This is a genomic window from Nocardia sp. NPDC057455 (genome assembly GCF_042802775.1).
GTDB lineage: Bacteria > Actinomycetota > Actinomycetes > Mycobacteriales > Mycobacteriaceae > Nocardia.
Genome location: NZ_JBHVDM010000034.1, coordinates 1 through 21,910 on the forward strand (window position 1 = coordinate 1; position 21,910 = coordinate 21,910).

22 protein-coding genes are annotated in these 21,910 nt (G+C 68.7%); 15 read left to right on the forward strand and 7 right to left on the reverse strand.

The window, feature by feature from the left end; genetic code table 11:
• Window positions 1-34: 34 nt before the first annotated feature.
• On the reverse strand, window positions 35-832 hold the full coding sequence (locus ACFU5M_RS16110; protein ID WP_379049360.1) for an SDR family oxidoreductase: 798 nt from the start codon (window positions 830-832) through the stop codon (window positions 35-37).
• Window positions 829-2,046, reverse strand: coding sequence for an acyl-CoA dehydrogenase family protein (locus ACFU5M_RS16115; RefSeq protein ID WP_379049362.1), 1,218 nt, complete (start codon window positions 2,044-2,046; stop codon window positions 829-831). The genes ACFU5M_RS16110 and ACFU5M_RS16115 overlap by 4 nt, the downstream gene beginning before the upstream one ends.
• Window positions 2,047-2,121: 75 nt before the next feature.
• On the opposite strand from ACFU5M_RS16115, the gene ACFU5M_RS16120 reads away from it, so the two are divergent.
• The 6 genes from ACFU5M_RS16120 (at window position 2,122) to ACFU5M_RS16145 (ending at window position 9,599) form a co-directional block, all read left to right on the forward strand.
• Window positions 2,122-3,675 carry a FadD3 family acyl-CoA ligase gene (locus ACFU5M_RS16120; protein WP_379049364.1) on the forward strand — a complete coding sequence of 518 codons (1,554 nt, stop codon included), beginning with the start codon at window positions 2,122-2,124 and terminating at the stop codon, window positions 3,673-3,675.
• Window positions 3,675-4,580 carry an enoyl-CoA hydratase gene (locus ACFU5M_RS16125; RefSeq protein ID WP_379049366.1) on the forward strand — a complete coding sequence of 302 codons (906 nt, stop codon included), beginning with the start codon at window positions 3,675-3,677 and terminating at the stop codon, window positions 4,578-4,580. Before ACFU5M_RS16120 ends, ACFU5M_RS16125 begins: the two co-directional genes overlap by 1 nt.
• Window positions 4,580-5,722, forward strand: coding sequence for an acyl-CoA dehydrogenase family protein (locus ACFU5M_RS16130; RefSeq protein ID WP_379049368.1), 1,143 nt, complete (start codon window positions 4,580-4,582; stop codon window positions 5,720-5,722). Before ACFU5M_RS16125 ends, ACFU5M_RS16130 begins: the two co-directional genes overlap by 1 nt.
• On the forward strand, window positions 5,719-6,747 hold the full coding sequence (locus ACFU5M_RS16135) for an acyl-CoA dehydrogenase family protein (RefSeq protein WP_379049370.1): 1,029 nt from the start codon (window positions 5,719-5,721) through the stop codon (window positions 6,745-6,747). Before ACFU5M_RS16130 ends, ACFU5M_RS16135 begins: the two co-directional genes overlap by 4 nt.
• 181 nt (window positions 6,748-6,928) lie before the next feature.
• Window positions 6,929-7,984 carry an acyl-CoA dehydrogenase family protein gene (locus ACFU5M_RS16140; RefSeq protein ID WP_379049373.1) on the forward strand — a complete coding sequence of 352 codons (1,056 nt, stop codon included), beginning with the start codon at window positions 6,929-6,931 and terminating at the stop codon, window positions 7,982-7,984.
• Window positions 7,985-8,201: 217 nt separating this feature from the next.
• Complete coding sequence (locus tag ACFU5M_RS16145; protein WP_379049375.1) at window positions 8,202-9,599, forward strand: FAD-binding oxidoreductase; 1,398 nt, start codon at window positions 8,202-8,204, stop codon at window positions 9,597-9,599.
• 5 nt (window positions 9,600-9,604) lie between these two features.
• Here the strand turns inward: ACFU5M_RS16145 and ACFU5M_RS16150 are convergent, their stop codons facing one another.
• On the reverse strand, window positions 9,605-10,195 hold the full coding sequence (locus ACFU5M_RS16150) for a TetR/AcrR family transcriptional regulator (RefSeq protein ID WP_379049377.1): 591 nt from the start codon (window positions 10,193-10,195) through the stop codon (window positions 9,605-9,607).
• 77 nt (window positions 10,196-10,272) lie between these two features.
• Between ACFU5M_RS16150 and ACFU5M_RS16155 the strand changes: the two genes are divergently transcribed.
• The 4 genes from ACFU5M_RS16155 (at window position 10,273) to ACFU5M_RS16170 (ending at window position 13,441) form a co-directional block, all read left to right on the forward strand.
• Complete coding sequence (locus ACFU5M_RS16155; protein WP_379049379.1) at window positions 10,273-10,737, forward strand: cupin domain-containing protein; 465 nt, start codon at window positions 10,273-10,275, stop codon at window positions 10,735-10,737.
• 168 nt (window positions 10,738-10,905) lie between these two features.
• Window positions 10,906-11,361, forward strand: coding sequence for a MarR family winged helix-turn-helix transcriptional regulator (locus ACFU5M_RS16160; RefSeq protein ID WP_379049382.1), 456 nt, complete (start codon window positions 10,906-10,908; stop codon window positions 11,359-11,361).
• Window positions 11,361-12,608, forward strand: coding sequence for an MFS transporter (locus tag ACFU5M_RS16165; RefSeq protein WP_379049385.1), 1,248 nt, complete (start codon window positions 11,361-11,363; stop codon window positions 12,606-12,608). The genes ACFU5M_RS16160 and ACFU5M_RS16165 overlap by 1 nt, the downstream gene beginning before the upstream one ends.
• An 80-nt stretch (window positions 12,609-12,688) precedes the next feature.
• Entirely contained in the window at window positions 12,689-13,441 is a 753-nt protein-coding gene (locus ACFU5M_RS16170; protein ID WP_379049388.1) for a DUF427 domain-containing protein, read from the forward strand.
• 203 nt (window positions 13,442-13,644) lie between these two features.
• Here ACFU5M_RS16170 and ACFU5M_RS16175 read toward each other — a convergent pair whose 3' ends face one another.
• Complete coding sequence (locus tag ACFU5M_RS16175) at window positions 13,645-14,562, reverse strand: AraC family transcriptional regulator (protein ID WP_379049391.1); 918 nt, start codon at window positions 14,560-14,562, stop codon at window positions 13,645-13,647.
• A gap of 95 nt (window positions 14,563-14,657) precedes the next feature.
• On the opposite strand from ACFU5M_RS16175, the gene ACFU5M_RS16180 reads away from it, so the two are divergent.
• Window positions 14,658-15,707, forward strand: a complete 1,050-nt coding sequence (locus tag ACFU5M_RS16180) for a saccharopine dehydrogenase NADP-binding domain-containing protein (RefSeq protein ID WP_379049393.1) — start codon at window positions 14,658-14,660, stop codon at window positions 15,705-15,707.
• Window positions 15,708-15,737: 30 nt separating this feature from the next.
• Window positions 15,738-16,148, forward strand: coding sequence for a cupin domain-containing protein (locus ACFU5M_RS16185; RefSeq protein ID WP_379049395.1), 411 nt, complete (start codon window positions 15,738-15,740; stop codon window positions 16,146-16,148).
• A gap of 6 nt (window positions 16,149-16,154) precedes the next feature.
• Here ACFU5M_RS16185 and ACFU5M_RS16190 read toward each other — a convergent pair whose 3' ends face one another.
• The 3 genes from ACFU5M_RS16190 to ACFU5M_RS16200 form a co-directional block, all read right to left on the reverse strand.
• Complete coding sequence (locus ACFU5M_RS16190; protein ID WP_379049398.1) at window positions 16,155-16,973, reverse strand: MBL fold metallo-hydrolase; 819 nt, start codon at window positions 16,971-16,973, stop codon at window positions 16,155-16,157.
• A 170-nt stretch (window positions 16,974-17,143) separates the two neighbouring features.
• Window positions 17,144-17,476, reverse strand: a complete 333-nt coding sequence (locus ACFU5M_RS16195) for a hypothetical protein (RefSeq protein ID WP_379049401.1) — start codon at window positions 17,474-17,476, stop codon at window positions 17,144-17,146.
• Window positions 17,476-18,747, reverse strand: a complete 1,272-nt coding sequence (locus ACFU5M_RS16200) for a Rieske 2Fe-2S domain-containing protein (RefSeq protein ID WP_379049403.1) — start codon at window positions 18,745-18,747, stop codon at window positions 17,476-17,478. The genes ACFU5M_RS16195 and ACFU5M_RS16200 overlap by 1 nt, the downstream gene beginning before the upstream one ends.
• Window positions 18,748-18,945: 198 nt before the next feature.
• On the opposite strand from ACFU5M_RS16200, the gene hsaA reads away from it, so the two are divergent.
• Genes hsaA through hsaC form a run of 3 tightly spaced genes read left to right on the forward strand, consistent with a single transcriptional unit; the run spans window position 18,946 to window position 21,902 of the window.
• Window positions 18,946-20,109, forward strand: a complete 1,164-nt coding sequence (hsaA, locus tag ACFU5M_RS16205) for a 3-hydroxy-9,10-secoandrosta-1,3,5(10)-triene-9,17-dione monooxygenase oxygenase subunit (protein ID WP_379049406.1) — start codon at window positions 18,946-18,948, stop codon at window positions 20,107-20,109.
• 9 nt (window positions 20,110-20,118) lie between these two features.
• Window positions 20,119-20,997 (forward strand): 4,5:9,10-diseco-3-hydroxy-5,9,17-trioxoandrosta-1(10),2-diene-4-oate hydrolase, encoded by an 879-nt coding sequence (gene hsaD, locus ACFU5M_RS16210; RefSeq protein WP_379049409.1) that lies wholly within the window; start codon window positions 20,119-20,121, stop codon window positions 20,995-20,997.
• Window positions 20,997-21,902, forward strand: a complete 906-nt coding sequence (hsaC, locus tag ACFU5M_RS16215) for an iron-dependent extradiol dioxygenase HsaC (RefSeq protein WP_379049412.1) — start codon at window positions 20,997-20,999, stop codon at window positions 21,900-21,902. The genes hsaD and hsaC overlap by 1 nt, the downstream gene beginning before the upstream one ends.
• Window positions 21,903-21,910 lie beyond the last annotated feature (8 nt).

Here is a 21,910-nt window from a genome sequence, read left to right on the forward strand (position 1 = left end):
GCGCGGAGCGGACGAGCCCGGGAAACGCACGCGCTCAGGCGCGCTGACTGCTGATCGAGACCACCTCGCCGGTCAGATAGGTGGTGTAGTCGCTGGCCAGCATGGCGATCGTCGCGGCGACCTCCCACGGCTCGGCCGCGCGGCCGAACGCCTCCCGCTCCGACAGGTGATCGAGCAACTCGGTCGAGCTGACCTTGTCCAGGAACGCGTGCCTGGCGATGCTCGGGGCCACCGCGTTGATCCGTACGCCGAGTTCGGCGGCCTCGATCGCGCTGCATCGGGTCAACGCCATGACGCCCGCCTTCGCCGCGGCGTAGTGCGCCTGGCCGTGCTGCGCCCGCCAGCCGAGCACGCTGGCGTTGTTCACGATCACGCCGCCGTGCCCCGCGTCGCGGAAGTAGCCGAGAGCGGCGCGGGTGCACCGGAAGGTGCCGTTCAGGGTGATGTCGAGAACTCGATCCCACTGCTCGTCGGTCATGTCGACCACGGGCGTCTCCCCGCCGAGCCCGGCGTTGTTGACCATGATGTCGATCCGCCCGAGGGCCTCGGCGGCACCGCGGATCAGCGCGTTGACCTGGTCGGTGCGCTGCACGTCACAGGCGATCGAGGCGACCCGCCGGTCCGGGAACTCACCGGCCAGCTCGGCCGCGGTATCCGCCAGACGTCGCTCGTGCCAGTCGGAGACCACCACGTCCGCGCCCTCGGCCAGCAGCCTGCGCGCGGTGGCCGAGCCGATGCCGGTGCCCGCGGCCGCGGTGATCACGGCGGCGCGTCCGGTCAGCAGGCCGTGCCCCGGAACAGGCGCGGGGGCGACCGACAGCGGGCCGGTCACGGACGCGCCTCGCGCGGTAGACCGAGCACGCGCTCGGCGATGATGTTGCGCTGCACTTCGTTCGAACCTCCGTAGATGGTGTCGGCGCGGGTGAACAGATACAGCCGCTGCCATTCGTTGAGATCGTCCTCGCCCGTCACCAGGCCGCGAGCGCCGAGCACGGCCATCGCCAGCTCACCGAGCCCGCGATGCCAATTGGCCCAAAGCAGTTTCCCCACCGAGGCCTGGCCCGCGCCGTCGTCCACACCCGCGCCCTCCATCGTGCGCATGGCGTGCGCGCGCAACACCCGCAGGCCGACCCAGGCCCGGTCGATCCGGTCGGCGATCAGCGGATCCTCGGCCGCGCCGATCCGGCGCGCCAATGCCTCGATGTCGGCCAGTTCCCGGGCGAACCGGATCTGCTGCCCCAAAGTGGAGATGCCGCGCTCGAAGGTGAGCGTGCCCATGGCGATGCGCCACCCGTCACCCGGCTCGCCGACCACCAGGTCGGCCGCGGTGCGGGCGTTGTCGAAGAAGACTTCGTTGAACTCCGACGTGCCGGTCAGCTGGATGATCGGGCGCACGTCGATGCCCGGCTGCTTCATCGGGACCAAGAGATAGGACAAACCCTTGTGCCTGGCGGACCCGCGCTCGGTGCGGGCGACGACGAAGCACCAGTCCGCGACGTGCGCCAGCGAGGTCCAGATCTTCTGCCCGTTGATCGACCACTCGTCGCCGTCCAAGTGCGCGGCGGTGGTGATCGCGGCCAGGTCGGAGCCCGCGCCCGGTTCCGAATAGCCCTGACACCACAGTTCGCTGACATTGCGGATGCCCGGCAGGAACCGGTCCTTCTGCGCCTGGGTGCCGAACGCGAGCAGGGTGGGGCCGAGCAGTTCCTCGCCGACGTGCGACACCCGCGCGGGGGCGTTCGCCTTGGCGTACTCCTCGTGGAAGATCACTTGCTGGCGCACCGTGGCCGAGCGGCCGCCGTACTCCTTCGGCCAGCCAAGGCAGGTCCACCCGGCCGCGGCGAGGTGGCGATCCCAGGCCAGGCGTTCGTCGAACGCCTCGTGTTCGCGGCCGGGTCCGCCGAGGCCGCGCAGCCCGCGGAATTCTCCGTTGAGGTTCTCCTCCAGCCACTCGCGCACTTCGGCGGCGAATCGCTCGTCCTGCGCGGCGGAAAACCGCCCGTCCGGAGCGGCGGTGTCGGATTCTGAGGTCTGGATCGCACCCACGCCGGTAGGATAACCTACCAAGCACTTGCTTTGTAGAGCACACGCATAAGTGACTCGCGGACGGTGAGGACAACCGTGACAACCCCTGCACAGACGACACCGATGGCACTGCACCACGCCGCTCGGACCTTCGGCGATGCCCCGGCGATCGCCGACGGCGAGGTCCGGCTGGACTGGACCCACTTGCTCGAGGCGGTCCAGGAAGTGGCGCGGGCGCTGATCGCGCGTGGCGTGCGGGTGGGCGACCGCGTGGCCATGTGGGCGCCCAATACGCACCACTGGGTGGTCGCCGCGCTGGCCACGCACTACGCCGGAGCGGCACTGGTACCGCTGAACACCCGCTATGTGGCCGACGAGGCCGCCGACGTGCTCGGGCGCGTGGACGCGAAGGCGCTGTTCATCGCGGGGACGTTCCTCGGCCGCGACCGGCTGGCGGAATTGCGCGCGACCGCCGCGGACCTGGCCATCGACACGGTGGTGGTGATCCCGGTCGAGCCGGGCACCGAGAACACCGACATCGCCGCGCTGGACTGGTCGGAGCTCGCGACCGTCGCCGCGCCGGTCGGCGTGGCCGAGGCCGAGCAGCGCGCCGAGTCGGTCGGCCCCGACGACATCTCCGACATCCTGTTCACCTCCGGCACCACCGGCCGCAGCAAGGGCACGCTGGTCGCCCACCGGCAGGCGCTGTCGGTGGTACGGGCCTGGGCCGAGTGCGCCACCTTGTGCGGCGACGACCGGTATCTGGTGGTGAACCCGTTCTTCCACAACTTCGGTTACAAGGCGGGCATCCTCGCCTGCCTGGTCACCGGGGCCACGATCATCCCGCAGGCCACCTTCGACGTGCCGGAGACGATGCGGCTGATCGGCGCGGAGCGGGTCACCGTGCTGCCCGGCCCGCCGACGATCTACCAGACGATCCTGGATTTCCCGCGCCGCGCCGAATTCGACCTGAGCTCGCTGCGGGTGGCCGTCACCGGCGCGGCGACGGTGCCGGTCGTGCTGATCGAGCGGATGCGCTCGGAGCTGGCCTTCGACGTCGTCATCACCGCCTACGGCCTGTCCGAGAGCGCGGGCTTCGGCACCATGTGCCGCGTCGAGGACGACGCCGATACCATCGCGAACACCTGCGGCAGGCCGATCGCGGATTTCGAGCTGCGTCTCGGCGAGGCGGGCGAGGTCCTGCTGCGCGGGCCGAACGTGATGCTGGGATACCTCGACGACCCGGACAGCACCGCGCAGACGATCGATGCCGACGGCTGGTTGCACACCGGCGACATCGGCACGATCGACGAGCGCGGGTATCTGAAGATCACCGACCGGCTCAAGGACATGTACATCTCCGGGGGCTTCAACGTCTATCCGGCCGAGGTCGAACAGGCGCTGGCCCGGCTGGACGGCGTGGCCGAGTCCGCGGTCGTCGGCGTGCCCGACACCAGGATGGGCGAGGTGGGCAAGGCGTACGTGGTGCGCAAGCCCGGCTCGGCGCTCACCGAGGACCAGGTACGCGCCCACGCGGCGACCGTGCTGGCCAACTTCAAGGTGCCGCGAGTCGTCGAATTCCGTGACCAGCTGCCTTACAGCGCCGCCGGGAAAGTGCTCAAGCGTCAACTACGTGAGGAGAAGTCGTAATGTCGGAACCGGCAACCGCGAACGAGGGTCCGGCGATCCCGGACGAAGGTGAAGTGGTCACCTACGAGCGGCGCGGACGCGTCGCGATCGTCACGCTGAACCGGCCGGACTACCGCAACGCGCAGAACTCGGTGATGACCTACGCCATCGACGCCGCCTTCGAGCGCGCGGTGGAGGACCCCGAGGTTGGCGTGATCGTGCTGGCGGGCAACGGGAAACACTTCAGCGCCGGGCACGACATCGGCACGCCCGGCCGCGACCACCACGTGCGATACCAGAACAAAGCGGCGCTGTGGTGGGACCACGTGGACCGGGCCGGCGGCGATCAGCGCTTCGCCCGCGAACTCGAGGTCTACCTCGGCATGTGCAGGCGCTGGCGGGAGATTCCGAAACCGACCATCGCCATGGTGCAGGGCGCCTGCATCGCGGGCGGACTGATGCTGGCCTGGGTGTGCGATCTGATCATCGCCTCCGACGACGCGTTCTTCTCCGATCCCGTGGTCCGCATGGGCATTCCGGGCGTCGAGTACTTCGCCCACCCGTGGGTGATGGGTCCGCGCGCGGCCAAGGAATTCCTGTTCACCGGCGACCGGTTCGACGCCGCGCAGGCCAAGGAATGGGGCATGGTCAACCGAGTGGTGCCCCGCGCCGAGCTGGAGACCGAGACGTTGGCGCTGGCCGAGAAGATCGCCACCATGCCGCAGTTCGGTCTCGCGCTGACGAAGAAGGCGGTCAACCAGGCCGAGGACCTGATGGGCATGCGGTCGGGCATGGACTCGGTCTTCGGGCTGCACCACTTCGCGCACGCGCACAACGCCGAAGTCGGCGCCGACTCGCTGGGCGGCATGAACGCCAAGTCGATGAAGGCCTCCGCGAGCACCGCAGAACAGAACGGAACGACGTAGTGGATCTGGATCTCGACCAGGCGACCCAGGAATTCCAGCGGGAGGTCCGCGAATTCCTCGCCGCGAACAAACCCGCTCGACCACTGGCCTCGATGGACACGAAGGCCGGATTCGAGGCGCACCGCGCGTGGGAGCGCACCCTCGCCGACGCCCGGCTCTCGGTGGTCGCGTGGCCGGAGGAGTTCGGCGGACGCAACGCCTCGCTGCTGGAATGGGTGCTGTTCGAGCAGGAGTACTACGCGGCGGGCGCGCCGGGCCGGGTCAGCCAGAACGGCATATTCCTGCTGGCGCCGACGCTGTTCGAACACGGCACGCCCGAACAGCTGGAGCGGATCATGCCGCGGATGGCGCGCGGCGACGACATCTGGGCGCAGGCATGGTCGGAGCCGGAAGCGGGCAGCGACCTGGCCGGTATCCGCTCGACGGCCCGGCGCACCAACGGCGGCTGGCTGCTGAGCGGCCAGAAGACCTGGAGTTCGCGCGCCGCCTTCGCGGACTGGGCGTTCGGGCTGTTCCGCAGTGATCCCGAAGCCGAACGGCACAAGGGCCTCACCTACGTCATGTTCCCGCTGACCGCCGACGGGGTCTCGGTACGCCCGATCCCGCAGCTGGACGGCGAACCCGGCTTCGCGGAGATCTTCCTCGACGACGTGTTCGTGCCCGACCGCGACGTGATCGGCACAGCCGGCGAGGGCTGGCGGGTGGCGATGAGCACCTCCAGCAACGAACGCGGCCTCTCGCTGCGCAGCCCCGGCCGGTTCAGCGCCACCGCGCGGCGGCTGATCGAGCTGTGGCGCGAGACGGGCGCGGAGCACAACACCGCGCAGCGCGACGCCGTGGTGGACGCCTGGATCGGCAGCGAGGCCTACCGGCTGCACACGTTCAGCACGGTCACCCGCCTCGACGAGGGCGGCAAGCTGGGCGCGGAATCGTCGATCACGAAGGTGTTCTGGTCCGAGCTGGACATCGCCATGCACGAGACCGCGCTCGACGTGCTCGGCACATCCGCGGAGCGTTCCGGGCCGTGGACCGACGGATACCTGTTCGCGCTGTCCGGCCCGATCTACGCGGGCACCAACGAGATCCAGCGCAACATCATCGCCGAGCGGCTGCTCGGACTACCGAGAGGAAGCAGCCGATGAGGTTCGCGCTCAGCCCCGAACAACTCGATTTCGGCGCCAGCCTGCGCAAATTGCTGGAAGCGGGCCGTGCGCCCGCCGCCGTGCGCGCGTGGGCGTCGGGCGACAGCGGGCCGGGTCGCGCGCTGATCCGGCAGCTGGCCGATGCCGGTGTGCTCGGCCTCGCCGTCGCGGAGCAGCACAGCGGTATCGGCGCCGAGCCGATCGACCTGGTCGTGGCGTTCCAGGAGCTGGGGCGGGCAGCCGTGCCCGGACCGCTGGTGGAGACCGCTGCGGCGATTCCGGCCCTGCTGCAAGCGCTTCCGGACCAGGATCTGGCGGCACGGTGGTTGCCCGGCTTCGCGGAGGGCGCGGCGCTGGGCACCATCGCCTTCGCGCCGCCCGGCCCCGGCGTCGCGCTGGACGCCGACACCGCCGAGGTGGTCCTGCTGGCCGGCGACAACCAGCTGGCCATCGGCCACCGCACCGGCCTGGTGCGATCGGTCGATCCCGCCCGCCGCCTGTTCGCGGTTGCCGCGGCCGAGACCGTCGCCGAGGGCGATCAGGTCCGCCCGGCCGTGGCCGCCGGTTTCGACACCGGCGCGCTGGCCTGCGCGGCTCAGCTCCTCGGCGCCGGGAAGGCTCTGCTGCACGCGTCGACCGAATACGCCAAGCAACGCAAGCAATTCGGCAAGCCGATCGGCGAATTCCAGGCCGTGAAGCAGAAGCTCGCGGACGTGCTGATCGCACTGGACTTGGCCGAACCCCTGCTCTACCGGGCGGCGCTGACCATGACCGAGACAACTCGGAGCCGGGACGTGTCGGCCGCAGTGATCGCCTGCGGCGATGCCGCCTACCGCGCGGCCCGCGCCGCCCTCCAGGTGCACGGCGCGATCGGTTACACCGCCGAGTACGACCTCTCCCTGTGGCTGACCAAGGTGACCGCCCTGCGTTCGGCCTGGGGCACGCCGGATCTGCATCGTGCCCGGATCGCACGGGCACTGCGGGAGGACACCGACTCGAATCGCGCCGCGCGAGGCATCGCATGAGCGGTCGGGCCACTGCCGAAAGGCCACACAGCACGGGTAATCAGGCCCGGAGAAGGCAGCGAAGCGTAACCACGCGGGGCCCAGCGCATGCCGGAAACAGACACAGCACGAGCGGTCGGTCCCGCAGGACACAGCGAGACGTGACCACGGAGTGTTCCCGCTCATGCGCGAAAGGACACCGATGAGCACCGACGAACATCAGGAATTCCTCGCCTCGGTGCGGGCGCTGCTGACCAAGCACGCGGGCTCGGCGGCGGTGCGCGCCGCGATGGACACCGAACTCGGCTACGACCCGGCCCTGTGGCGGCTGCTGTGCGAGCAGATCGGGGTCGCCGCCCTGGCGATTCCCGAGGAGTTCGGCGGCTTCGGCGCAAGTCTGGTCGAATCCTTGCTGGTCGTGGGCGAATTGGGACGCACGCTCGCCGGAGTTCCGATGCTCGGCTCGGCCGTGCTCGGCGCGCAGGCCGTGCTGCTGTCGGGCGACGCCGAAGCCTGCGCGCGGCTACTGCCCGAGGTAGCGGAGGGCACGCGCACGATCGCGCTCTGCTGGGCGGACGAGCGCGGCTGGGACGAACCGGGCGTACACGAGACGAACGGCGCCCTCAACGGGACCACGCATTACGTGCTCGACGGGATGTCGGCGGACACCCTCGTCGTCGTCACCCGGACCGGCCTGTTCGAGGTCGAGCCCACCGCGGCTGGCGTCACCCGGCGATCCGCGCCCACCATGGACCCCACCCGCAAGCTGGCCGAAGTCGATTTCGCCGACGTGCGCGCGCGACGGCTCGGCTCGGGCGACCAGGCGGCGGCCGTCGCCCGGCTGCGCCGCATCGCATGGGCCGCCGTAGCCGCCGAGCAGGTCGGGGCCGCCGACCGCTGTCTGGAGACGACGGTGGAGTATGCCAAGTCCCGCGTGCAGTTCGGCCGGGTGATCGGCAGTTTCCAGGCACTCAAGCACCGCATGGCGGACATGTACGTGCTGCTGGAATCGGCCCGGTCGGCGTCGGTCGCGGCGACCGCGGCGGTGGCGGCGGACAGCCCGTCGGCCGCCGAAGACGTGTGGGCCGCTCGCGTGCACTGTTCGGAGGCGCTCACCGCCATCGCGGCCGAGACCGTCCAGCTGCACGGCGGCATCGCGATCACCTGGGAACACGACGCGCATCTGTTCTTCAAGCGGGCCCACGGGGATGCGCAACTGTTCGGCGCAGCGCACCGTCCGGTGACGCAGCCCGCCTGAGCCCGGCGGCGGCGCACCGGTCCGGATCGACGGTGCGCCCTGTGCCGAGTGGCTGACGGCTGCTGAACCGATGAACTAAGATGTGACATGCGCCACATGCGCATAGGCGGGGATGCGTTTTCGAGTGGCACCGCAGGTCGGGATCGGTGCCGTCGCGAGTCGAACTGCCGACTCGTCACCCAACAAGTCGTCGGGGCCCACCAGCCGGGAGGATGCCATGACGCAAACAGTGAATTCCGATCTCGAGGCATTACGGTCCACCATGGACGGGCCGGTGTTCGGCCCTACCGACGCCGGGTACGACGGAGCACGCGCCATCTGGAACGGCGACATCGACCGGCATCCCGCTGTGATCGCCCAGTGCCTGTCGCCCGGTGACGTGGCCGCGGCGCTGGCCTTCGGCAGGGAACGCGGACTGGAGATATCCGTCCGCGGCGGAGCTCACTCCTACAGCGGGACCGCGGTCGGCGAGGGCGGCCTGATGATCAACCTCAGCGCCATGAAGGGCGTCGGGGTGAATCCGGAAACCGGGCGAGCGCGGGTCGGCGGCGGAGCGACGATGGCGGACCTGGACGCCGCGACTCAGGCATACGGGTTGGCGGTGACCGGCGGGGTGATCAGCGACACCGGAGTCGGCGGCCTCACCCTCGGCGGCGGCATGGGCTGGCTGACCCGCATGGCCGGGCTTGCCATCGACAACCTCGTCTCGGCACAGGTGGTTCTCGCCGACGGCCAGGTGATGCGGGCGTCCGAAGCCGAGAACGCGGATTTGTTCTGGGCACTGCGCGGAGGCGGCGGCAATTTCGGCGTGGTCACCGAATTCGAGTACCGCCTGCATCGCGTGGGGCCGGAAATCCACCTCGGCCTGTTCTTCTGGGACATGCCGGATGGGACCGCCGCACTCCGCCTGATCCGGGAGTTCATTCCCACGCTGCCGCGACGGTCGGGAGCGTTGATAGCGCTGGCGATGTCGGCGCCGCCCGCGCCTTTCGTCCCGGAGCGGTACCACGGCCGAGCGGGCCACGCATTGATCGTCGCGGGTTTCGGCACAGCCGAGGAGCACACCGCCGCGGTGGCGCCGATCCGCGAAGCACTGCCACCGCTGTTCGAATTCCTCAGCCCCATTCCGTATGCGGGGTTGCAGCGAATGCTCGACGGCGCAGCGCCGTGGGGTCTGCACGGATACGAAAAGGCGCTGGACCTGGGTGATTTCTCGAACGACGTCATCGCGGCCCTGACCGCGAACGCCGCCGAGAAGACCTCGCCGCTGTCATTCATGCCGATCTTCCCGCTCAGCGGCGCGTTCAGCACCGTCGGCGAGGACGACACGGCATTCGGTGGCGCGCGCACCCCGCATTACGGGTGCAATATCAGCGCGATCGCTCCCGACGCCGAGACGCTCGCGCTCGACCGGGACTGGGTGCGCAGAACATGGGAAGCGCTGCGCCCCATGGCTTCCAACCGCGGCGGGTACGTGAACTTCATGGCGGACGCGGACCGCGACCGAGTCCGCGAATCCTACGGAAGCACCAAATACGCGAAGCTGGCCCACATCAAGGCCAGCTACGATCCGGGCAATGTCTTCCACCGCAACGCCAACATAGTCCCCAGCTGACCCGGTCACCTGCCCGAGTGTCCGAGAGCCCGGGGATGCAACCCGTTCAGAACGATCTGCACGAGTCGGCGCCAATCGCCGCTACCGCTTCCGATGGTCGCGGACAACGCGCCGACGATCATGTAGACGTCCCTGACCGTGCAGTCGTCGCGCAGTGTTCCCGCCGCCCGGTCCCGCTCGAGCAGCTCGCCGATCACCTCTTCGAGCCTGCTGCGTGATTCGCCACGCGGCTCGCTGCCGGCCGATTGCCGCGCTGCCTCGATGGCCGCCGACAAGCCTCGATCCTCCGTCAGCACCTCGCCTACGTGGTGCAAATAGCGTGCGAGCCCCTGCCCCGGCTCGGCCCGCAGGCATTCGGTACGGGCGAATTCCTCGATCTCGGCGAAGCGCTGCGCGGCCGCGGCCTCGATGAGGTCGGCCTGGGTGGGGAAATGGCGGTAGACGGTGCCGATACCGACTCCGGCGGCGCGCGCGATCTCGGGCAGTTGCACCGCGCTGCCGCGCTCGGCGAACAGCGCGCGAGCCGCAGCCATGATGCGGGCGCGGTTGAGTGTGGCGTCGGCGCGCCGCGGACGGGGGGAGGGTGGCCTTGACACCGGCGATCCTTCCGTGTTTACGCTTCAAGCGGAACCGGAATCCGATTCCGATTACTGTCATCGAAGGGTATCAGTTCATGTCCCACAATCGCTTCCACGTCCTGCACCCCGGCGAGGTACGGCCCGGGCGGGTACCGTTACCGCCCGCGTTCGCGGTGAAAGCCACCACCGCCGACACCGAAGGCAGGTTCTCCTTACTGGAGGTGACCCTCGCGCGCGACATCCCCCGGCACACACACCATGTCGCCGATGAATGCATCTACGTTCTGGAAGGCACGCTCGACGTCGAATTCGACGATCGGACGCTATCCGCGACCCAAGGCATGTTCGTACTGCTGCCACATGGCGTGCCGCACGCGCTGCGCTGCGGATCGCAGCCGCCGCCACGGGTGCTCCAGATCTCCTCACCCGGCGACTGGGAGTGCTACCTCGAGGACCTCTTCGAAGCCGGCACGGAGGCACTGACCGACGGAGCGCTGGACCCGGTGAAGATCAATCCGATCGCCGCGAAGTACGACATTCGCTACGAGGAAACGGCCTGACCTACTCGATCGAGTCGCCAGGCAATGGTTTCGACGCCGGCCCGGCTTCACCGCGACAGCCTCCGTGGAGCCGTCCGCTCTACGGCACCTCGCTTCGGATCGTGTGGCCGGCTTCACCCCCAATAGATAGTTAGCTTATGTAATAATATTCCTGTGCAGCAAGCTCAGGTGACCACAGCGGATGACATCGTCGTCGACCTTCTCGTCACCGCGGGCAGACTCACCCGGCTGGCCGGGGTGATCAGCGGCGACGACCTGCCGCGCGCGATGTTGCGGGCACTGGCGGTGCTCGACGAACACGGCGCGCTGCGAGTCAGCGAATTCGCCAGGATCGACCGATGTTCACAGCCGGCGGCAACGGCGCTGATCGGCAAGCTGGTCACGGAAGGCTTCGCGACCCGGCGCAAGGACCCGGAAGACTTCCGGGCCGTGATCGTCGAACTCACCCCGGCCGGGCGGACCCGGCTGGCCGAGTTCCGCCGCGCATTCGCCGCCGCAATCGGCGGACACCTTCCAGGCTTCGACGACGAACGCCTGGCGCGGCTGGACACCGAACTACACGCACTGCTGGAGGCCTTGAAAACGGCTACGCGACAGCACGATCCGATCCCGAGGGGACAGTGATGAGCACTTCGGCTCCCACCCGCGCCACGGTCACGGCCGCGGACGACACCAAGCAACCGAAAGCCGTCTGGGCGGTCGCGTTCGCGAGCGTGATCGCGTTCATGGGCATCGGCCTGGTCGATCCCATTCTGAAACCGATCGGCGAACAACTGCACGCCTCACCGTCCCAGGTGTCGCTGTTGTTCACCAGCTACATGCTGGTCACGGGCGTGGCCATGCTGATCACCGGCGTGGTGTCCAGTCGTTTCGGCGCCAAGAAGACGCTGCTGGCGGGCTTGGCGATCATCATCGTCTTCGCGGCGCTGGCCGGGATGTCGGATACGGTCGAGCAGATCGTCGGCTTCCGCGCGGGCTGGGGTCTGGGCAACGCGCTGTTCATCGCCACGGCGCTGGCCACCATCGTCGGCGCGGCCAGCGGCGGCGTGGCTCGCGCGATCATCCTGTACGAGGCGGCGCTCGGCATCGGCATCGCGACCGGGCCGCTGGTCGGCGGCGTACTCGGCGGCATCAGCTGGCGCGGACCGTTCTTCGGCGTCTCGGCGCTGATGGCCGTCGCGTTGGTCAGCATCGTCGTCCTGCTGCCGGAAGGCCCCGAACCGGCGCACCGCACCTCGATCGCCGCGCCGTTCCGCGCGTTGCGCCACCGGGGACTGCTGATCGTGAGCATCACCGCCCTGCTGTACAACTTCGGCTTCTTCACCCTGCTCGCCTACACCCCGTTCCCGCTGGACATGGGCACCTATGCGATCGGTTTCATCTTCTGCGGCTGGGGTGTGCTGCTGGCGATCGCGTCGGTGTTCCTGGCTCCCGGGTTGCAGCGCCGGTTCGGTTCGCTGCCGATGATGGGACTCGCGCTGGGCCTGTTCGCGGCGGATCTGGCGATCATGGCCGTGTTCGCCGAACACAAGCCGGTGCTGATCGCGGGCACCGTGCTGGCGGGCCTGTTCCTCGGCGTGAACAACACGCTGATCACCGAGGCCGTGATGATCTCGGCGCCGGTCGAGCGGTCCACCGCTTCGGCGGCCTACAGTTTCGTCCGCTTCGCGGGCGGCGCCGCGGCGCCCTATCTCGCGGGCAAGCTCGGCGAGCACAGCATCTCGCTGCCGTTCTGGGTGGGCGCGGCATGCACCGCCGCCGCGGTGGTCGTGCTGATGGCCGGGCGCACCGCCTTGGCCCACCTCGACGACCACGATCCCGCGCCGCACAGCGTCGAGGAAGCCCAGGCCATCACGGTCGGCGACGACTGATCCGACGGCACATCGAAGGCGGCTCGGAGTGTCGTTTTCACCCCTGGCGCCTACCGGTGCGAGGAGTACGGTCGAGAAATATGACCGAAGCGAAGCGGGGCCGCGTCAGCGTCGAGACCAGCCAGAAGCGGGTGCGCGTCTACCTGGGCGGGCACCTCGTGGCCGACAGCGTGCGACCGGTGCTCGTGTGGGAAAACCCGCACTACCCCGCCTACTATCTGCCGGTCGCGGATCTGCGCGCGAAGCTCGAGCCGAACGGACATACCCAGCACTCCACGAGCCGCGGCGACGCGACCGTCTACGACGTCATGGTCGACGGCACGACGGCGGGCGGTGCGGCGCTGCGATATCACGACTCGCCGCTCACCGAATTGCGTGAACTGGTGCGGTTGGAATGGAACGCGATGGACGAGTGGTTCGAGGAAGACGAGCCGATCTACGTCCATCCGCGCAACCCGTACTCTCGGGTCGACATCCTGGCCAGTTCACGGCATGTGCGGGTGGAGATCGACGGCGTCACCGTCGCCGACTCGCGGGCGCCGCGCATCCTCTTCGAAACCGGTTTGCCCGCGCGGTATTACCTGCCGATGACCGATGTCCGGATGGACCTGCTGCACCCGTCGGCCACCCACACCAGCTGCCCGTACAAGGGCACCGCCGACTACTGGACCGTCCGCGTCGAGGGCAAGGAGTATTCCGACTACGTGTGGGGCTACCGCACGCCGCTTCCGGAAAGCCAAAAGGTCGCCGGGCTGGTCTGCTTCTACAACGAGAAGGTCGACATCTACGTGGACGGTGAACTCCAGGAACGCCCCCACTCGCCGTTCAGCTGAGGTCGGCGACAGCCCGTCTGATCGTTCGCGCACGACGGGGCAGGTCTGCGCGGCAACCCCGGGTCCGCGCCGGGCAGGCCGCCCAATCCCTCAGCGCTGCGCAGACCGGCCGTCACCTCGTGTCTCACCCGCAGCGCGGGCTCGACGACGAGACGGCCACCGGTATCGATGGCGCAGAAGACCGAAGGTGGTCCGGCGCCGGATCAGACCGCGATCAGGGGTGTGTTGTCGCCCGCGCGGCGGTATTGCCCTGGCGCCAAGCCGTATTCGCGCTTGAAGGCTTTCGCGAAGGCGAATTCGGAGGTGTAACCGACCCGGCGGGCCACGGCGCCGAGGCCGCTGCCGGTGTCGCGGAGCAGTCGGGCGGCGGTGAGCATGCGCCAGCGGGTCACGTAGGCCAGTGGCGGTTCGCCGACCGTCGCGGTGAAGCGGCGGGCGAGGGTCGCGCGGGAGACGCCCGCGATGTCACCGAGATCGGCGACGGTCCATGCTCGCGCGGGCTCCTCGTGCACGGCGCGCAGTACCGCCGCTACGGCGGGGTCGGCGAAAGCGCCTGCCCAGCCCGTGGATTGCACATCGGCCTGCTCATCGAACCAGGCGCGCAGGATGAACAGCAGCAACGTCTCGAGGATCGCGGGCACGGCCGCGTCGCTGCCCTGGCGTGGCTCGGCGATCTCCGCGGCGAGCAGGTCGACGGCGCCGCGCAACGCCGGATGACGCCCCGGACGTGCGGGCAGATGAATGAATTCGGGCAGTTCGTCGAGGATGGGATGGCTACGCCCGCGGCCGAGTTCGTAGGCACCGCACAGCAGCGCGGTACGGACGCCGGGCCCCGCGATCTCCCTGGGCTCGCCGGGCAGCGCGGTCTCGGTGACGGGGCTGTCCGGACTGTCGACCAGGTCGTGGTCGGCCCCGCGCGGCATGAACAACACATCCCCCGCGCCGAGCGCCATCGGATCGCCGTTCGGCGGCACCACCCAGCAGGAACCCTGCAAGACGACGTGGAAACCCGCGCCGGGCACTACGGGATAGCGGCGACCCCACGGAGCGTGCCGAATGAACAGGCCCGAGGTGGGACTGCCGGTGCGGATGGCCGCGATGGCCTCGCTGAGAATGTCCACGATTCACCGTAGCACTCGCTGTGTGAGAGTTTGAGACAAAGGATCAAGCTTTTAAGGCATTGGAATACTCATTTATCGTCAATAGATTCGTTTACATGACATCGACCCAAGCCACCCCCGCCATCGCCGTCTACGGGGCAACTGGACACACCGGCGGCTACTTGCTCGCGGAACTGCGCCGCCGCCACCTCACCCCGATCCTGGTCGGCCGCGATGCCGATCGCATCCGTGCCGCCGCCCATGCGGTCGACCTGCCCGACGCCGACATACGGGTGGCCGACCTGACCGACCACGCGGCCCTCGTCACCGCGTTCACCGGAGCCGACGTGGTGATCAGCAGCCTGCCCGCCTACGTGGAGCACGGCTCGGCGGTACTCGCCGCGGCGATCGAAGCCGGTGCGCACTACACCGACATGTCCGGCGAGCAACTTTTCCTGAAGCGGGTCCTCGACGAATTCGGGCCGCGCGCCGCGACTGCGGGTGTCACCGTGGTATCCGGCATCACCGACAGCAATCTCCCCGGTGACCTGCTCGCCCACCTCACCACGCGCCGGGTGGCCGGCCCGGCCGAAGTGGTGCTGAGCCACCTGAGCAAGAGCGGCGGCAACGGCTCCAAAGGCAGCGCCAAGACGGTCTTCGCCAGCCTGGACTGGTTCCGCGGCGGCGGCTGGCACTACGCCGACGGCGAATTGCGCACCGGCGCTGCCGCACGCCACGACAAAATGACCTTCCCCGGGCACACCGAGCCGACCGAAGTCGCCAAATTCCCACAGCCTCCTGTGCTGACGATCCCCCGGCACTCGGACGTCGCGTACGTCGAAGGCGTCCTCGCCACTTCGATCCTCGACACGCTCAGCGGCTTCACCGCCGAACTCATCGACGCGCTGCCCGACGCGCCCAGCGCGGACCTGCGCTACGACCTCGTCGTCGACGTATTCGGCGCGGACGGACACCACGTCCGCGGCGTGCTCAGCGGCGTCGACTCCTACCGCGATTCCGCGCTGATGGCGGTGGAGACGGCCGTCCGGCTTGCGCAAGGCGCTGCCGCGGCGGGTGCGCTCGCGGCCGCCGAGGCGTTCGACGCGGCCGATTTCCTCGACGCGCTGACTCCTTTCGGGATCACCTGGCGGATCGAGGAGAGCTGAGCGGCGACGGCGATCGGGCATAGTCGAACGATGACCGACAATCGACCGCCGCTCGCCGTCGCACTCGATCTCGCGCCGCACCCCGAGGGCGGCTGGTATCGCGAAACCTGGCGCAGCCCGGTGGAGTTCACGCCGGACGGCTACCCGGGCGCGCGCGCCGCCGCCACGGCGATCCATTTCCTGCTCCTGCCGGGCGAGCAGTCCGCCCCGCACACCGTGCGCTCCGACGAGCTGTGGTTCTGGCATCGCGGCGGACCGCTGGCGCTGGACATCGGCGGCGAGGTGGTGATCCTCGGCCCCGACCTGGAGCGTGGTCAGGCGCTCCAGGCGGTGGTCCCGGGTGGCGTCAGCCAGTCGGCACGACCGGCGGGCACGGAATACGTGCTGGTCAGCTGCATTGTCGCGCCGGGATTCGACTTCGCGGACTTCCGGCTGGACTGAGCGGGTTCAGCGCACCGGCACGGTGGCGAATTGGGCGAGTTCGTGCGGGTCGTGCGCACTGAACATTCGCACCCGGTCACCGTGGTCGGCGCGCAGGGTGCGCAGCCGCTCCAAATTCTCCACCCGCGCTCGCCCCAGCGTGCCGGCGAGAATCTCGAAGACGCCGAGCCCGACCGGCGGGCGCGCCCTTCCCGCCGCAAGCTGCCGGTGGTGGAAATAGGCGTCACCGCAGTGCAGCAACCACCCGTCGCTCTGCCGGACCGCGACGCCACTGTGCCCGCGGGTGTGCCCGACCAGCGGGATCAGCATGATGTCCTCGAGCACCGGGACGGCGGTGAAACCGAACCAGGTGTCCGCGCCGGTCTCGTGGGCCAGCCAGCGCGGGCCGTGCTCCCACTGGCGCGGCTGGTAACGCAACTTCTCCCCGAGGGTGGGGCGCTGGGTTGCCGCGTCGAGTTCGTCGGCGAAGACGTGCACGGTCGCGTCGGGGAAGTCGGACAGCCCGCCGGCGTGATCGATATCGAGATGGGTCAGCACGATGTGCCGGACATCCTCGCGCCGATAGCCGAGTCCGCGGATCTGGTGCAGCGCGGTGAGTTCCGGGCGCAGCCGCGGTCGCAGCAACTGCGCGGTACCGGCACCGAGCCGGCTGCGGTCGAGCACGTCGGCCATGCCGAACCCGGTGTCCACCAGGACCAGTCCGTCCTCGGATTCGACGAGCAGGCAATGGCCGACCAGGCCGCCGGTCAGCAGCCCACCGCTGCCCAGCAGCGCGCGCCCGCCGACCGGGCACATGGTCGCGCAGTCCAGATGCCGCACCAGCATCACGGGAACTCCCTCCTACGGCGCCGGATCGGACGTGGTCCGTTCCGGCACGAAGGTCCTTTTTGTTCCCGTCAACGTAGCCCGAGCACGATCGGCCCGCGACAGCACGGTCACCGCGAGGGCGATCGGCGGGCAAACCGATCCGCGCCGACCGCCCTGCGATATCCCGCCTAATCGGGGATTTCGAGCACGCCCTCGTCCACGGCCCAGGCGATGGTGCGCTCGAGGTTCGGACACGAGTCAGGACGGCCCGGCCCGTGGCCGCTCGCGCTGAGTTCGGCGAAAACCGGGCAGCGCTCGGCCGGGTTGCCGGTCCACTGCACCGAGGTCTGATGCGTGCTGCTCTTGCGCACCCGCACCTGACTCTGGCAGGCCTGACACCGCAGCGGGGTCAGGCCGTCCTCCAGATACCGCTGTCGGTCGACCACCGTCTGGGCGCGCACTTCGGCTCGCCGAGCGGGCTGGTCGGCGAAATCGGGTGCCTTCGCCCAGGTGGCCGACATCAGACGCTTGCCTCGGCTTCCTCGGACTCGCGCTTGCGCCGCAGGTTCTCGGCGACCTCGGCCTCCCACGCCTCGTTCGCCTTGGTGGTGTCCACCTCGAACTCGAAACGCTGGGTCATCTTCTCGGTGACGTCGGCCAGGTCGACGTAGAACTGGTCGTACCAGCGACGCAACTGGTAGACCGGCCCGTCTTCCTCGCACAGCAGCGGATTCTCGACCTTGGACTTGTGCTTCCAGATGTCGACGTCCTGCAGGAAGCCGACGCTGATGCCCTCGGTCATCTTCTCCGCCAGTTTGGTCGCCATCTCGCCCTCGACGCCTTTGGGCTTCTCCAGCGTGATGCCCCATTGCAGGACGAAGGAGTCCTGGGTGACCGGGTAGTGGCAGTTGATCAGGACGCTCTTGACCTCATAACCGCTGTAGATGTTGATCAGCGGGTTGATCATGTACGAGGGTCCGAAGTAGGAAGCCTCGGACTTGAGCAGCGTGTCACCGCCGTACTTGGAGGCCATGCCGATGTCCGGCCTGCCCTTGGTCTCCAGGAACTGGGTGGCGATGTGCCCCTCGAAGACGTTCTTGAAGTACGTCGGGAAGGCGAAATGGATGTAGAAGAAGTGGGCCATGTCGACGACGTTGTCGATGATCTCGCGGCAGTTGGCGCCCTCGATCAGCATCGAGTTCCAGGTCCAGTCGGTCCACCCGCTGTCGAGCTGCTCGCTCGGGTTGCCGTCCGCGTCGGTGTAAGGGCCCTTGATGTGCGGAATGGTGATTTCCGGCGGCGGCTGGCTGCCCTCGTGGTCGTGCCAGACGAACAGCTGGCCGTTGCGCTCCAGCGTGGTCCACTTCCTGGTGCGTGCCAGCGGAGGCACCCGGCGCGCGTACGGAATCGCGGTGCACTTGCCGTTGGTCCCCGACCAGCGCCAGTCGTGGAACGGACAGGCGATGTCGTCGCCCTTGACCTCGCCCATGCTCAAATCGCCGCCCATGTGCCTGCAGTAGGCGTCGAGCACCCGCAGTTCACCGTTGCTGTCGGCCCAGACGACGAGCTTGGTGCCGAAGACGTTCACCGCGTGCGGCTTGCCGTCCCGGAATGTCTTGGCCAGACCCAGGCAATGCCATCCCCGCGCATAGCGGGTCGGTGCGGTGCCGACATCCAGCTCCCGGACCTTCGCGCCGCTGCGCGTCGTTCGAGCCGCCTCTCGGAGCCCTCCGTGGTGACGCACGCTGCCGCCTCCGGGCCCGTCGCTCGGCGGCGGTGGGGTAACTGCCATCGCGTTTCCTCCTCCATCTGTACTAGAACACGTTACAAAACTGGCGCCCTGGACGCCAGCGATTCGCCTCACTTCCTGCATGAGCGCATGTCCAGGCAGGGGTGGACACCGGTTCTCGACAGAAATAGGAACCTGTTCTAGTCTCAGAGGCAAATGAGATTTCGGACATCAACCGACCAGGCAGGAGCAGGTCCCGAGATGACGCAAGAAGTGACCGAACGGGTCGAAGCGCTGTTGCCGACGTTGCGCGAACGCGCACAGGAGGCCGAGGACCTGCGGCGCATCCCCGACGAAAGCATGAAGGCGTTGCAGGAGACCGGCTTCTTCCGGTTGCTCCAGCCCAAGCAGTGGGGCGGTCACGCCGCCGATCCGGTGGTCTTCTACGACACCGTGCGCAAGATCGCCAGCGCCTGCGGATCCACCGGCTGGGTGGCAGGCATTGTGGGCGTGCACAACTGGCACCTCGCCTTGTTCGCGCAGCAGGCGCAGGAAGACGTCTGGGGCGAGGACACCGAAGTACGGATCTCCTCCTCCTACGCGCCGATGGGTGCGGGCACCGTCGTCGACGGCGGCTACCTGGTCAACGGCGCTTGGGCCTGGTCGTCCGGCTGCGACCACGCCACCTGGGCGGTGCTCGGCGGCCCGGTGATCAAGGACGGCAAGCCGGTGGATTTCGGCAGCTTCCTCATCCCGCGCGACGACTACCGCATCGATGACGTGTGGAATGTGGTCGGCCTGCGCGGCACCGGTTCCAACACCGTCGTTGTGAAGGACGTCTTCGTGCCGTCGCACCGGTTCCTCAGCTTCCGTGCCATGAGCGAGCTGAAGTCGCCCGGACTGGAACAGAACTCGGATCCGGTCTACAGGATGCCCTGGGGCACCATCCATCCCACCACCATCTCCACGCCGATCGTCGGCATGGCCTACGGGGCCTACGCGGCGCACGTCGAGCACCAGGGCAAGCGGGTGCGCGCGGCCTACGCGGGCGAGAAGGCCAAGGAGGATCCGTTCGCCAAGGTGCGCATCGCGGAGGCGGCCAGCGACATCGACGCCGCGTGGCGGCAGCTGTCGGGCAACGTCGCCGACGAATACGCGCTACTGGTGGCGGGCGAGGAGATTCCGTTCGACCTGCGGGTGCGGGCCAGGCGCGACCAGGTGCGCGCGACCGGTCGTTCGATCGCGGCGATCGACAAGCTGTTCGAGAGCTCCGGGGCCACCGCGCTGTCGAACGGCACTCCCCTGCAACGCTTCTGGCGCGACGCACACGCCGGTCGGGTGCACGCGGCCAACGATCCCGAGCGCGCCTACCTGATGTACGGCACGCACGAGTTCGGCCTGCCCGTCACCGACGGCATGGTGTAGGAGGACGGCGTGACCTCTACCGCGGAACTCACCGCCGAATCGACCTCACGCTACGCCCAGGTGCGGCCCGACCTGCGGCTGCACTATCACGAAGCGGGCGTGGGCAACGGGCCGACGATCGTCCTGCTGCACGGCGGCGGCCCCGGCGCGTCCTCGTGGTCGAACTTCGCGCGCAACATCCCGGTGCTGGCCGAGCACTTCCATGTGCTCGCGGTGGACCAGCCCGGCTACGGCCGCTCGGACAAGCCCACCGAGCATCCGCAGTACTTCGTGCACAGCGCGTCGGCGCTGAAGGATCTGCTCGCCCACCTGGAGATCACCACCCGGGTGCACCTGCTGGGCAACTCGCTCGGCGGCGGCGCGGCGGTCCGGTTCGCGCTGGACTACCCGGATCGGGCCGGCAAGCTGATCCTGATGGGTCCGGGCGGCCTGAGCACCAATTTGTTCGCGCCCGACCCGACCGAGGGCGTGAAGCTGCTGTCCAAGTTCAACTACGAGCCGACCAGGCAGAACCTGGAGGCGTTCCTGCGCATCATGGTCTTCGACCAGTCGCTGATCACCGACGAGTTGATCGACGAGCGGTTCGCCTCGGCGAGCACGCCCGAGGCACTGGCCGCGACCAGGGCGATGGGCAAGTCGTTCGCGAGCGCGGACTTCGAGAAGGGCATGCTCTGGCGCGACGCCTACAAGCTGCGTCAGCCGGTGCTGTTGATCTGGGGTCGCGAGGACCGGGTCAACCCGCTCGACGGCGCGCTGGTGGCGACCAAGGTGATCCCCCGGGCACAGTTGCATGTTTTCGGCGGATGCGGACACTGGGCACAGCTGGAGAAGTTCCACGAGTTCAACCGGCTGGCCATCGACTTCCTCGCGGGCCTCAAGGAGAAGTGATGGGAATCCGTTCACTGGGATATCTGCGAATCGAGGCGACCGACATGGCCGCCTGGCGGGAGTACGGGCTCAAGGTCCTCGGCATGGTCGAAGGCAAGGGCACCGACCCCGAAGCGCTGTACTTGCGCATGGACGAGTTCCCGGCCCGGCTGGTGATCGTCCCCGGCGAGCGGGACCGGCTGCTGATCTCGGGCTGGGAAACCGCCAACGCCGCAGAGCTGCAGGACATTCGCGTCCGGCTGGACGCGGCGGGCGTGCCCTTCAAGGAAGGCACCGCCGCCGAACTGGCCGACCGCCGGGTGTACGAGCTGATCCGGTTCGACGACCCCTCAGGCAACACGCTGGAGGCGTTCCACGGTGCGGCGCTGGAACATCGCCGGGTGGTCAGCCCGTACGGGCACCGCTTCGTCACCGAGGAGCAGGGGCTCGGGCACGTGGTGCTCAGCACCAAGGACGACAAGGCGGCGCTGGAGTTCTATCGCGACGTGCTCGGCTTCCGGCTGCGCGACTCGATGCGGCTGCCACCGCAGATGGTCGGGCGCCCGGCCGACGGCGAGCCGGCCTGGCTGCGTTTCTTCGGCTGCAACCCGCGCCACCACTCGCTGGCCTTCCTGCCCATGCCGACGCCGAGCGGCATCGTGCACCTGATGATCGAAGTGGAGAACGCCGACGACGTGGGATTGGCCTTGGACCGCGCGCTGCGCAAGAAGGTCAAGATGTCGGCGACGCTCGGACGGCACGTCAACGACAAGATGCTCTCCTTCTACATGAAGACACCGGGCGGCTTCGACGTCGAATTCGGTTGCGAGGGCTTGGAAGTGGATGACCACGACTGGATCGCGCGGGAATCCACCGCCGTGAGCCTGTGGGGCCACGACTTCACCGTCGGACAGCGACCGCAGTGACCGAGAGG